Consider the following 12,150-nt stretch of genomic DNA (forward strand, 5'->3'; position numbering starts at 1 on the left):
GGAGGAATCGTGCACGTACCGAAGAGAGCAAGCCTGCACCGGCGCGGCCTGCTGGTCGCGCTCGGTGCGGCCGGAGTGGCGGTGGCACTCACCGTCGGTCTGACCACGGCGGCGCAGGCCGCCACGCTGTTCGCGGACAACTTCAACGACGGCAACGCCGACGGCTGGTCGAAGTCCGGCGGCGACTGGTCGGTGGTGACCGACGGTACGGCCGCCTACCGGCAGGGCAACACCGGCAGTGAACTCGCCCGTGCCTTCGCCGGCCAGACGAGCTGGACCGACTACCAGGTGCAGGCCAGGGTCAAGCCGTTGGCGTTCAACGGCTCGAACCGCGTGGTCGGCATCGCGTCCCGGTCGAACAGCGCCACGAAGATGTACCGGCTGGCGCTGGTCAACAACAACCGGGCCGAGTTGCAGGCGGTCAACGGCAGCGCGGTCACGGTGATCGGTTCGGCCTCGGTCTCGGTCTCCGCCGGCACCTGGTACACCCTGCGGCTGGAGGCGAGCGGCAGCACCATCCGCGGCTTCGTCAACGGCAGCCAGATCGGTTCGGGCAGCAACAGCGCCCAGACCGCCGGCCGGATCGCCCTGGTCACCACGTACGCCAGCGCGGTCTTCGACGACATCTCGGTGGACAGCAACGGCGGCACCACGCCGACCACCCCGCCGACGTCGGGCCCGACCAACCCGCCGACGAACCAGCCGACCACCCCGCCGCCGACCACCGGTCCGACCCTGCCTCCGCAGACCGGGCTCGTCGGTTGGGCCACCCAGAACGGCGGCACCTCCGGCGGTGGCAGCGCCTCACCGGTCACCGTCTCCGACTCCGGCGCCCTGACCACCGCCCTCGGCTCCACCAGCGCCTCGGTCATCCGGGTCTCCGGCACCATCTCCTGCTCCGGGATGCTCCGGGTCCGGTCGAACAAGACCATCCTCGGCATCGGTTCCGGGGCCACCATCTCCGGTTGCGGATTCAACATCAACGGTGACCGCAACGTCATCATCCGCAACCTCAACTTCCGCGGCTGGGACGACGACGCCATCAACGTCCAGGAGTCGGCCACCAACATCTGGATCGATCACAACAGCTTCACCGACGGCTACGACGGCGCCGTCGACATCAAGCGCGGCTCCGACTTCGTCACCGTCTCCTGGAACCGCGTCTTCGGCCACGACAAGAACATGCTCCTGGGCCACAGCGACGACAACGGCAGCCAGGACATCGGCCACCTGCGGGTCAGCTACCACCACAACTGGTTCGACGGCAGCACCCAGCGCAACCCACGGGTGCGGTTCGCGAACCCGGTGCACGTCTACAACAACTACTACTACAACAACAGCGGGTACGGCGTCGCCTCCACCGAGGGTGCCGGCGTCCTCGTCGAGGGCAACTACTTCGAGAACGTTCCGGACCCGTACCACCTGGGTGAGGCCGACTCCGGCCCCGGCACCCTGGTCGCCCGGAACAACCACTTCGTGAACTCCGGCACCGGCCAGACCGGCGGCAGCGTCGCCAGCATCCCGTACTCCTACCAGCTCGACACCGCCAGCAGCGTCAAGTCCATCGTCACCTCGGGCGCCGGCACCGGCCGGATCGGCCTGTAGACAAACGATCGGCAGGGGCCCCTTCCTGTTCGCGGAAGGGGCCCCTGCCCACAGCGTGGCCGGAGGGCTCCGTGATACCTCGATCCCGACTTCGGCGGGGCGGACTGGTCGCTGCGGCGGCCGGCACCGCGACCGCCCTGCTCGTCGCGTTCGGCGGCGGCTTCGCGTACGCCGACACGCTCCTCGCCGACAACTTCGAGAGTGGAAACTCCAACAGTTGGTCCAAGTCCGGTGGTAGCTGGTCGGTGACCGGTGACGGCTCGCAGGTGCTGCGCCAGTCGAGCACCAGCAGTGACGCCCGAGCCACCGCCGGCACCGCGACCTGGACCAACTACACCGTGCAGGCGCGGGTCAAGCCGACCGCGTTCAACGGAACGGACCGTTCGGTGGGTCTGGCCGCGCGGGCGCAGACCTCGTCGAGCTACTACGCGCTGGTCCTCTCCAACGCGGGGCGGCTGGAACTGCGCGAACGTTCCGGCGGTACGCAGGCCGTACTGGCCTCGGTCGCGGCCACGGTGACCGTGGGCGGATGGCACACCCTGGCGTTGGAGGTGAACGGCAGCAGCCTGCGCGGCTGGCTGAACGGCACCGCCCTGCTCAGTGCCTCCGACAGCAGTCTGCCCACCGGCCGGGTGGGGCTGGTCACCGCGTACGCCAGTGGTTCCTTCGACGACGTGACGGTGACCGGTGCCGGTGGCACGCCGCCGACCACCACCCCGACGGCGACGCCGACCGTACCGCCGACCACCGGGCCGCCGACGAACCCGCCGCCGCAGACGCCGGCCGGGCTGGTCGGTTACGGCGCGGTCAGCGGGCGCGGCCTCGCCACCACCACCGGCGGAACCGGCGGGACCGTGGTCACGGTGACCGACGCGGCCGGGTTCGAGACCCAGGCGGGGAGCCGGGAGACGCTGGTCATCCAGGTTTCCGGGATCATCACCCTGGACGACGCGGTCTACGTACGCTCCAACAAGACCATCGTCGGGATCGGCGCCAACTCGGGCTTCACCGGTGGCGGGCTGAAGATGTCCGGCCAGCAGAACATCATCATCCGGAACCTGAAGCTCTCGTTCCCGGTCGGAGTTGACGCGATAACTGTGCAAAACAGCCATCATGTCTGGATTGACCATAATGAGCTGTGGAGCGACCGGGCCCACGACATCGACTACTACGACGGGCTGATCGACATCACCCACGCGTCGGACTTCATCACGGTCTCCTGGAACATCCTCCGGGACCACTGGAAGACCTCGCTGATCGGGCACGACGACGACAACGTCACCGAGGACACCGGGCACCTGACAGTGACCTACCACCACAACCACTGGTCCAACCTGGACGCCCGTGGCCCGAGCGTCCGGTTCGGCACCGCGCACGTCTACAACAACTACTACTCGAACGTGGTCAACGGGGTGCACTCCCGGATGAGCGCGCAGGTGCTGGTGGAGAACAACGTCTTCCGCAACACCGGTACGCCCGTCAAGACCACCACCCTCTCCGTCCAGGACGGGTACGCCGTGGAACGCGGCAACGACTTCGGCGGTGGCGTCAACAACATCACCCAGGTCGGCAGCTTCACCACCCCGCCGTACACGTACCCGCTCGACCCGACCTCGTCGGTGATCGCCGCGGTCACGTCCGGCGCAGGCACCGGCCGCATCTGACGGTCGCCGCAGGCACCGCGACGATCTTGCACTTGTGGTGGTACACAAATCCGGATGAGTGCCGTGATCCGGGCGCCACAAGTGCAAGATCGTCGAGGGAATCGGTGGTGCGGGCATCCGCGCCGTCGCGTCAAAGCCCTTGTCACGGGGTTGGACGAGGGAAGATGTCCTGGTGAAGCGAGTTCTGTACCTGGCAGTGGCCGCGGTCGCGCTGTCGGCATGCGGCGGACCGAAGGCGCCGGCCACGGACGTCTCCGCCTCCGCCGTCGCGGGTTCGGGGGAGGTCACGGACTGTGGGACCTTCGTGCTGTCGCAGGGTGAAGGACTTTCCGAACGTGCCGTCCGGTGCTTTGTGGACGCCGTGCAGGCCGGGCGTCCCGTACGGCTCAAACAGACCAGTCCCACCACCGAAGGCGACCCGATCATCACCACCTACGAGGCGGGCGTCGATGGCCGGGTCGAGATCGTCACGGATTCCCGGCAGGACAACTTCGGTCCGCAGATCATCAGCCGGCACACCTGCACCGGGCCAACTCCCCGACCGGGGATGGTCGACTTCGCTCAGTGTTCCGAGCCCACTCCGATCGAGAGCTGACCGTACGTCAGCCGGGCCGGTGGGCCTGCTCGTACGCCCGGTGGCGTTCCTCCCACTGTCGTGCGCTGGCGACACCCGCGTACGCCCCGACCGCGAGGCAGGCCGCGAAGCCGAGGGCGACGAGGATTCCGTACCAGATGAGTGACCAGTCGGCGCGGTAGTAATCGGAGTTGTTGGAGACGTACTCCCAGAAACGCGCAGGCCCCCACTCGCGCAGGAGTTCGAAATCGGCCCGCGGTCCTTCCCTCGGCGGGCGGGCTGTCACACCGAAGAGCACCATGACGGCGACACCGAAGATCGCGGCGCGTACGGATGGCAACCACGACGACGGTCTACCCGGCTCCGGGTGGTAGGCGGAGCCCAACCGATGGCCGCATCGGACGAGAACGAACGCGGCTGCTCCTCCCAGGGTCAGGGCGTAGAACGTCAGCACCTTCGCGGTCTCGAAGTCACGGCTGGAGAGGCACCAGGCCAGCCAGACCGCGATGACGAGGATGAGACTCCAGCCCCCGGTGACGGCCAGCGCGCGAAGGACGGCCCGGTAGCGCGCGGCCCCGCTGAGTCGGCTGGCCTCGGCGGCGGACCACTGCTCGGCCCGGCGACGCAGGTCCTCCCGCTCGGCCTCCCGCTGGCGCTCCGACTCGACCCGGTCGCGGGCGGTTTGCTCCGCGACCGGGGCCAGATCCGCCTCCAGCAGCGCCCCGAGCACCGTCTCCCGACCGCCGGCGGCGGTGAGCAGTCGTTCGTACCAGGGGATGGAGACCTGCGGCGGTGACCCGGTGGGCAGGTTTCGCGATATTTCGGAGACCCGGTCCTGGGGCAGTAGGCCGAACAGCAGTGCACCCGGACCGTTCGTGGCGGCCCATTCGGGCACGTTGCCGCGTACATCGGCGTAGCCGAGTTCGAACCGCATCTTCTCGACGGACTTCTCCCACGCCCGGCGGGCCCCGTCCCACTTCCGCTGCACACCCTGCAACCCGTCGAGTTCGGCGAATCCGGAGAGGGCGTCGAGCAGCCCCGGCCGGGACACCTCCTCGAAGAGGCGTCGTTCGACATCGTCGGCGTCGACCCGGGTGCCAAGGCAGCCACGAGCCAGCATCTGGTACGTGACGTGGTGCCCGAGGTAGGTTGCCGCCCCGTCAGGATCGAGCCAGCGCAGCAGGTGCAGCACTTTGAGATCGGCGGGAAGTTTCCGGTCGGTGAGGTACCGGTCGACGAGCGCGATGCGTCCCTCGACGTCGTCGGCCACGGGGTCGTTGAACTGGCGTAGCCACGCCAACAGCTCGGTCCAGCTCTCCGAGGGAGCCGCCGGCCGGGCCGTCCGGGGGAAGAGGTGTTCGGCGGCGGTCGCCCAGTTCCGGCGGATCGTCGCGGCCAGGTCCTGCTTGGTGAAATGCAGGGCACCGGCGAGGACGAGTGGCTGGGCGACATACGCCTGCCGCATCGAGATCCGAGGCGGAGGAGCCGGGGGCGGCGCTGCCGGTTCGGCGGTCCGGGCCGCCGCCGCGTTTCGAGTGAGCGCGAGCTGGTGGGTCATCCCGCCGAAACGCTGCTCGGGCACCGGCAGCCCACGCTGGCGTACGTTGTGCCGCAACTGCTTGAAGACGGCATCCAGCGACAACAGCTCACCCGCGTCCGGTACGCCGCTGCCCAGGACATGCAGGAGTTCGCCGGTGAAGGAGGTGTGGTGCGCACCCGGCGGGGCGAGTGCCTGGGCGTTCGCGGCGGTCGCGGTCAGGACATAGGTGCCCTCGATCTCCAGTTGCTCCGCGGTCGCGGCCCCGGCGCCGCTCATTCCCTGGATCGCCCGGCCGCTGAAGCAGCAGTCCAGGACCACCACCTTGTTGACCGCCTTGCTGTCCATGACGAGGTCGCGAAGCAGTTCGTAGTCGAAGCCGCTGACCGGGAGGTTGGTTTCCCCGGTGTTCGTCAGGCCGAGATACAGCTTGCCGCGCGGCGCTGTCCGCCCGTGCCCGGCGAAGTAGACCAGCAGGGTGTCCTCGGTGTTCGCGGCGTGGTCCAGCAGCATGTTGTAGAGGGAGACCGGATCGGGTGGATCGGCCAGCATGACGCAGCGGTCCGGGGCGAACCCGCCCAGCAGCGGCGCGGTCAGGGTGGCCCGGAGATCCGTCAGGTTGTTGCGTACGGCCGGCAGGTCGGGGAGCTGGTCCGACTGGTACGTGGCGGTGCCGATCAGGAACGCGCGGGAATGCTCCGGGTCAGGTAGTCGGGTCACCGTCGCCCACTTCCCGCTGCTCGGCGAACTCCGCCATCAGCCGCTTCGCTTCCGCCGGCCGTTTGGCGCTCAACTGCACCGTGGTGCCGTCGGGCTTCGTCACCGTGATCGTGATGTCGGTGCGCCGTTGGTCCAACCACAGGGCGACCGACTGCGCCACCGCGGCCCAGAGAGCGCCCGCCCCGGAGATGACGGTCGCGATCTGAACGGTGATCTCCAGGCCGGATCCCATGGTGCCGGGAGCCGAGGGTCCGCTCTCCAGCCGTACGAGCCCGCGCAGGGCGCGTTCGGCGCGCAGCCACTCCCACAGGTCTTCCAGTTCGGCGTTGTTACCGCCAGCATCGATCCGTACCGACATTCCGGAACTCCCTCCGCCCGACGGTCCATCCACTCGACATCCGGAAAACCCGCTCCGGTAGGTGAATGTATCGGTGGAGGGCATGTGTCCCCGACCGTGTCTCACCGGCCGGGGGTGGCCCGGCCGTAGCGTTCGCTCAGCGTACGGAGATAGTCGACGAGTTCGGGGGGCTCGGTGACGTCGAAGTCGACGCCGAGCAGGCCGAGGTACACCGCGAGCGTCTGCACGCTGTCCGCCCCGGTGTTCAGCACACAGGTGCGATCGTCCACCGCCTCCACCACCCCCACCGCCGGGTTGATCCGCTCGGCCACCACGGTCGCGGGCGCGTGCACCAGGACCCGGGACCGGTAGCGCCAGGCCGCGGCCGACACACCCCTTGCGACGTACGCGGCAGCGCCTCCCTCCGGCGGGTCGCGCGGCGGAAAACGTGGCCCGGTGGGCGTACGGGGGTGGATCCGGTCGACCCGGAACGTACGCCAGTCCTGCCGGTCGACATCCCAGGCGAGCAGGTACCAGCGGCGTCCCCACGACACCAGCCGGTACGGCTCGACCACCCGAACCGCACTCGACCCGTCATGGGCCCGGTAGTCGAACCGGAGTCGTTCCGAGTCCCGGCACGCCCCCGCGAGCACGATCAGTACGGCCGGGTCGACCACCGGTCCTGGCTGGTCCGCCGGCACCGGCTCGGTGTACGTCTGCAACGCGTTGACCCGGTGCCGTAGCCGGGCCGGCAGCACCTGTTCGAGTTTGGTCAGCGCCCGTACCGACGACTCCTCGATCCCGGCGACGGTGCCACCGGCTGCCGTACGCAGCCCGACCGCCACGGCCACCGCCTCCTCGTCGTCGAGGAGCAGCGGCGGCATGGCCGCACCCGCGCCCAGGCGGTAACCACCGTCGGTGCCCCTGCTGGCGTGCACGGGGTAGCCGAGGTCCCGCAGCCGGTCGACGTCGCGGCGTACGGTCCGTTCGCTCACCTGGAGGCGTTCGGCCAGCGCGGCACCGGCCCAGTCCCGCCGGGACTGCAACAACGACAGCAGGCGCAGCAGCCGCGCCGAGGTCTCCAACATGTTCCCGAGTCTGGCAGGGCTTCCGGACAGAAGCTGACCGGAAGGGTCCGTAGCGTGGTTGACATGAGCGAGAACACCGAGGTCAAGCCCTTCCGCATCGACATCCCGCAGGCCGACCTGGACGACCTCCGGAACCGGCTGGACCGCACCCGGTGGCCGGACGAGATCCCGGACGCCGGCTGGGACTACGGCGTGCCGGTGGCGTACGTGCGTCAGCTTGCCGAGCACTGGCGGGACGGGTACGACTGGCGGGCCTGGGAAGCGAAGATCAACCAGTATCCGCAGTTCACCACCGAGATCGACGGCCAGAACATCCACTTCCTGCACGTACGCTCACCGCACGCCGACGCGCTGCCGCTGATCCTGACGCACGGCTGGCCCGGCTCGATCGTGGAATACCTCAACGTCATCGAACCGCTGACCAACCCGGCCGACGGGTCGCAGGCGTTCCACCTGGTGATCCCCTCGCTGCCCGGCTTCGGCTTCTCCGGACCGACCCGTGAACGGGGCTGGAACCGTTACCGCACCGCCCGAGCGTGGGCGGAGCTGATGCGCCGGCTCGACTACGACCGGTACGGCGCGGCCGGCAACGACGGCGGTTCGTTCGTCGCCCCCGAACTGGGCCGGATCGCCCCGGAGCACGTGGTCGGCGTACACGTGACCCAGATCTTCTCGTTCCCGTCCGGCGACCCGGCCGAGTTCGCGAAGATCACCCCGGAGGACCAGAAGGCGCTGGAGGTGCTCCAGTGGTTCTACGACAACAAGATGTCGTTCAACACCCTGCACTCGCAACAGCCGCAGACCCTGTCGTACGGGATCTTCGACTCGCCGGTCGGCCTGCTCGGCTGGAACGCCCAACTCTTCGGTGACACCGCCGACGTCGACGCCGACTTCGTCCTGACCAACACGATGTTCTACTGGCTGACCGGCACCGCGACCTCGGCCACCCGGTTCTACTACGAGGACGCGAAGGCCGAGCACCCCACCGAGCCGACCACGGTGCCGCTCGGGTTGGCGATGTTCGAGGGCGACTTCGTCTCCATGCGTACGTTCGCCGAGCGCGACCACCGCAACATCGTGCACTGGAAGTCGTACGGCCGCGGCGGCCACTACGCCGCCCACATCGCCCCCGAGGTGCTCGCCGACGACCTGCGCACCTTCTACGCCAAGCTGCGCTGACCGTGGGAGCAGCCCTGACCCGGGTCCACCGCCGGGTCAGGGCTCTGCTTCCGGTACGGCGGCTACCTCAGGTCGGCGTAGACGATGTCGTGGTCGGAGTACGGCGAATTGACGACGGTCACGCCGGGCGGGGCCATGTTCTTCCGGAGGAAGATGTAGTCGAACTTCTTGCGCGGGGGACCCGCGTCCGCGGTCGCCTTGCACGTGAAGCTTGCCTTGGCGCCACAGCTCGGGTCGGCGTCCCGGTAGTACACCCACATGGGCTGCATTTCCGACGAGTGCGGCTGCGCGTTGAAGTCACCGAGCACGATCGAACCGGCGTACTGTCTCGCCACCTCAACCAGGGTTCGGACCTGCGCGGCCCGGAGCTTGCCCTGGCCGTGCTCGGACAGATGGGTGTTGAACACCCGGGTTTTCTTCCGGTTGACCGTCGTCTCCACCCACATGTAACCCCGAGCCTCGGTGCCGCCGTCGGCATAGAGCTTGTTGCCCTTCTTGGTTATCGGCGCCGCCGAGATGATTGCCTGCCCGAAGGCGTTCCCGCCGAAGAGTCCGCAGTTTGCCCGGTCGTTGCGCACCGTGCCGTACGCGATGTGGTACTGGAGTTTGTATTTGCTCTTCAGGATCGCAACCGTCTTCTTGACGTCCTCCCGGCACGCTTCCTGCATACCGAGGACCTGTGGTTTGAACCGGGCGATCTCCTTCGCCTTCTCCTCCGGTCCGCCGTCCTTCCCCACGTGGATGTTCCACGTCATCACACGATTGGACTGGGCCGCGGTCGAGTTGGCGGCCGAGGCCAGCACGGCGGTGCCGGCGATGAGTGCGCCGACGAGTGCGGTGGCCAACGCGAGTGGCAACACCTTCGCGGTGAGCAGGTGCCGTCGTACTGATTGCATGGGTGACTCCCTCACGACGTCTGGTCGAAGTCGACGAACGACTCGAATCAGCAAAACGTCTGCCAGGCGTTCGGTGAAGGCTCGGGGCTGTACGGACCTGTCCGGGTCAGAAAGGAGCGATTTCCGGGGCCGACGGAACAGCGCTCGAACGGAACAGCACTCGGACCGAACAGCACTCGGGCCGAACAGCGCTCGGACGGAACAGCATCAGGACGAGACGGCACCTGGACGGGACGGCACCTGGACGGAACAGCACCGGGACGGGACAGGTTCGCCGTAGTTCAGATGGCGCGACGCCGTCGACCTCGCTGTCTGGCCTCGTGTGCGATCAGCCAGCCGAGAATGCGCACGTGGAGGCCGGTGGCGTCGGCTCGCTCTCCTGCCTCCACCACCACCGTGTCGAGCTCGGCCAGGGCCGTGGTGAACTGCAAGCCGAGATACAGGTACAGCTCGATTCGACGGGCGGGCAGGTACGCCGCCACCAGGTTGAGCCGGGCATCCGGGCAGGGCCACGGGCGGGCGTCGATTCGGCAGATCCAGAGCGGCCGGAGCGGCGTGTGCTCCGCCAACTCGGGGATGATGAGGTCGCCCCGGTCGCTCATAGCGGCGGAAGTTCCCGTTCCATGAAGTGGGGCGTGACCAGGTTCAGTCGGGGCGAAATGCGGCCGGGAAGGGCCTCGTGGTGGACCGCGACGGACAACTCCTCGCCCTCGGCCCGGTCCAGGATCTCGATCCCGCACAGCGTCACCCATTCCGTCACGAACATGTCGATCCGGTCCGGAAGGCGCGTCACTCGAAGGGTCAGCTCACCCCTGCCGGGCTGAAGCCTGTCCTCGCCCTCCCGGTGGTATTCGGACGGCTGGAAAGTCAGTACGTCGCCCACCCGAAGAGTCGTCATCGGCGTTCGTTCCATCCTGTTGTTCCGTAGCACGTTCGTTGGCCCAGGGTCCATGGGCGTTCCTGGAAGCGGGTGGTTTCCTCCGTGGCCCACGCGGGACGCACCGGGGGCGGGGGAACCGGTGGTACGGGGGCCGGCGGTGCCGGTGGCGCTACGAGTCTCAACAGCCAGTCGGCCCAGATCTGCCAGACGAACATCTCGCACCTCCTCGAGGTTGAATCCGAGCGGTTCTACGTAATGACAGTCTTCTAAGGACGGCGCTATTGTCGGAAGACGTTCACGCAGGTACCGACCTTCGTCTGGCGATCACACCTTCCCCCTGTTGGTGCTTGGCGATCATGACTGAATATCTGGAGGCGCAATGGAACGCGAAGATCCCCTTGCCTTTTGTTCGTGATCAACTCCGCAGGCAGCGCGCCTTGCGCAACATGTCGCAGGAGGAATTCGGCAGGCGGGCGAACTACTCGGCATCCACCGTCTCTGCCGTGGAGACCGGCACCCGCTCGCTCGACCTGCCGTACGCCAAGCGAGCCGACGAAATCCTGGACAGCGGCGGCTTGTTGGAGTCCCTGCTCAAGTCGGCGCAGGGCGACGGTGAGCCCACGTGGTTCAAGCCTTGGGTGGAGGCCGAGCGCCAGGGGAGGCAGCTCCGATTCTTCGAGCCGATGCTGATCCCCGGCCTGTTCCAGACCGAGAACTATGCCCGCGCGGTCCTGCGCTTGGATGACACCCTTCCGGAGTCCGAGGTCGAGCAGCAGGTGGCTACCCGGATGGGGCGGCAGGAGATCCTGACCCGCGAGCGGCCACCCCAGATCGTCGGCGTCATCGACGAGTCGGCGTTGCGCCGTCGCGAAGCGATCATGGGTGAGCAGCTCGCGCATCTGTTGCGCATGGCCGAATTGCCGCACGTTCATATCAACGTGGTGCCACTGACCGCCGGCCTGCACATCGGGCTGTCTGGACCGCTCATGCTGGTGATGCTGACGGACGGGACCTGGGTCGGTCACCTGGATCATCAGCTCGGTGGATCGCCGATCGCCGCTGAGGAGGAAGTGGCTACGCTTTTAGCGAGGTGGGAAGGCGTGCGGGGCATAGCCCTTCCCGAAGATCAGTCAGTTGCCCTGATCAAGGAGATTGAGAGCCAGCATGGACCTCAGTAGTGCTCGGTGGAGGAAGTCCACCAGAAGCAACACAGGAGGCGGGGGCTGCGTCGAGGTGGCCGACAACCTGCCTGGCGTGGTGGCCGTTCGGGACAGCAAGGACCCGTCCGGGCCGGTGTTGACCTTCGAGCCGGACGCGTGGCGTGGCTTCGTCGACCGGGCGAAGCGGGCCTAGACCTCACCAACCCGGAGAGCCCCCGCCCCGACGGCCGGGGGCTTCTCTGTATCCGCACAGGATGACCCCACACCCGCCGACGTTCTGCCCAGCGCACCTTCTCCGTGATCCCGAAGAGTTCGGCCGGTCATAGCGAGCCGAATTCTCCACGATCATGGGAGCGCCTACCGGAAGCTCCGCGGGACAGGCTTCCTGTTCAGGTATCGGCCAGGTTTTCAGTCCCGGTCAGGGCCAACGGTCGCTCGACGCCGCCGCAGGCGTATACCTCGGTGAGGACGTACATCAAAGATGATGTGAATACATCATTTTCGATGTAG

At 67.7% G+C, this 12,150-nt stretch carries 12 protein-coding genes; 6 read left to right on the plus strand and 6 right to left on the minus strand.

Annotated elements, in window-relative coordinates:
• Window positions 1-9: 9 nt before the first annotated feature.
• The 3 genes from OIE47_RS15725 (at window position 10) to OIE47_RS15735 (ending at window position 3,864) form a co-directional block, all read left to right on the plus strand.
• Entirely contained in the window at window positions 10-1,605 is a 1,596-nt protein-coding gene (locus tag OIE47_RS15725) for a pectate lyase family protein (protein WP_326562237.1), read from the plus strand.
• Between the two features lie 71 nt (window positions 1,606-1,676).
• The gene (locus OIE47_RS15730) at window positions 1,677-3,269 is read left to right on the plus strand and encodes a pectate lyase family protein (RefSeq protein ID WP_326562238.1); all 1,593 of its coding nucleotides are present in this window, start codon (window positions 1,677-1,679) and stop codon (window positions 3,267-3,269) included.
• 172 nt (window positions 3,270-3,441) lie between these two features.
• Window positions 3,442-3,864 carry a DUF4362 domain-containing protein gene (locus tag OIE47_RS15735; protein WP_326562239.1) on the plus strand — a complete coding sequence of 141 codons (423 nt, stop codon included), beginning with the start codon at window positions 3,442-3,444 and terminating at the stop codon, window positions 3,862-3,864.
• 7 nt (window positions 3,865-3,871) lie between these two features.
• Here OIE47_RS15735 and OIE47_RS15740 read toward each other — a convergent pair whose 3' ends face one another.
• The 3 genes from OIE47_RS15740 to OIE47_RS15750 form a co-directional block, all read right to left on the minus strand.
• A complete protein-coding gene (locus OIE47_RS15740) occupies window positions 3,872-6,100 on the minus strand; it encodes a caspase family protein (RefSeq protein WP_326562240.1) in 2,229 nt (742 codons plus the stop codon).
• On the minus strand, window positions 6,084-6,458 hold the full coding sequence (locus OIE47_RS15745; RefSeq protein ID WP_326562241.1) for an effector-associated constant component EACC1: 375 nt from the start codon (window positions 6,456-6,458) through the stop codon (window positions 6,084-6,086). Before OIE47_RS15745 ends, OIE47_RS15740 begins: the two co-directional genes overlap by 17 nt.
• A 101-nt stretch (window positions 6,459-6,559) precedes the next feature.
• On the minus strand, window positions 6,560-7,525 hold the full coding sequence (locus tag OIE47_RS15750) for a helix-turn-helix transcriptional regulator (RefSeq protein WP_326562242.1): 966 nt from the start codon (window positions 7,523-7,525) through the stop codon (window positions 6,560-6,562).
• A gap of 63 nt (window positions 7,526-7,588) precedes the next feature.
• Here OIE47_RS15750 and OIE47_RS15755 point away from each other — a divergent pair, with 63 nt between their 5' ends.
• Window positions 7,589-8,704: an epoxide hydrolase family protein gene (locus tag OIE47_RS15755; RefSeq protein WP_326562243.1), complete on the plus strand. Its 1,116-nt coding sequence runs from the start codon at window positions 7,589-7,591 to the stop codon at window positions 8,702-8,704.
• A 62-nt stretch (window positions 8,705-8,766) separates the two neighbouring features.
• Here OIE47_RS15755 and OIE47_RS15760 read toward each other — a convergent pair whose 3' ends face one another.
• The 3 genes from OIE47_RS15760 to OIE47_RS15770 all read right to left on the minus strand — a co-directional run bounded on the left by OIE47_RS15760 (window position 8,767) and on the right by OIE47_RS15770 (window position 10,483).
• A complete protein-coding gene (locus OIE47_RS15760; RefSeq protein ID WP_326562244.1) occupies window positions 8,767-9,600 on the minus strand; it encodes an endonuclease/exonuclease/phosphatase family protein in 834 nt (277 codons plus the stop codon).
• 281 nt (window positions 9,601-9,881) lie between these two features.
• Complete coding sequence (locus tag OIE47_RS15765; protein ID WP_326562245.1) at window positions 9,882-10,202, minus strand: hypothetical protein; 321 nt, start codon at window positions 10,200-10,202, stop codon at window positions 9,882-9,884.
• Complete coding sequence (locus tag OIE47_RS15770) at window positions 10,199-10,483, minus strand: hypothetical protein (protein WP_326562246.1); 285 nt, start codon at window positions 10,481-10,483, stop codon at window positions 10,199-10,201. The genes OIE47_RS15765 and OIE47_RS15770 overlap by 4 nt, the downstream gene beginning before the upstream one ends.
• A gap of 353 nt (window positions 10,484-10,836) precedes the next feature.
• Between OIE47_RS15770 and OIE47_RS15775 the strand changes: the two genes are divergently transcribed.
• Both OIE47_RS15775 and OIE47_RS15780 read left to right on the plus strand, forming a co-directional pair.
• On the plus strand, window positions 10,837-11,658 hold the full coding sequence (locus tag OIE47_RS15775; protein WP_326562247.1) for a helix-turn-helix domain-containing protein: 822 nt from the start codon (window positions 10,837-10,839) through the stop codon (window positions 11,656-11,658).
• The gene (locus OIE47_RS15780) at window positions 11,645-11,833 is read left to right on the plus strand and encodes a DUF397 domain-containing protein (RefSeq protein WP_326562248.1); all 189 of its coding nucleotides are present in this window, start codon (window positions 11,645-11,647) and stop codon (window positions 11,831-11,833) included. The genes OIE47_RS15775 and OIE47_RS15780 overlap by 14 nt, the downstream gene beginning before the upstream one ends.
• The last annotated feature ends 317 nt before the right edge of the window (window positions 11,834-12,150 follow it).

This window comes from Micromonospora sp. NBC_01796 (assembly GCF_035917455.1).
In the GTDB taxonomy this organism is placed as follows: Bacteria; Actinomycetota; Actinomycetes; order Mycobacteriales; family Micromonosporaceae; genus Micromonospora_G.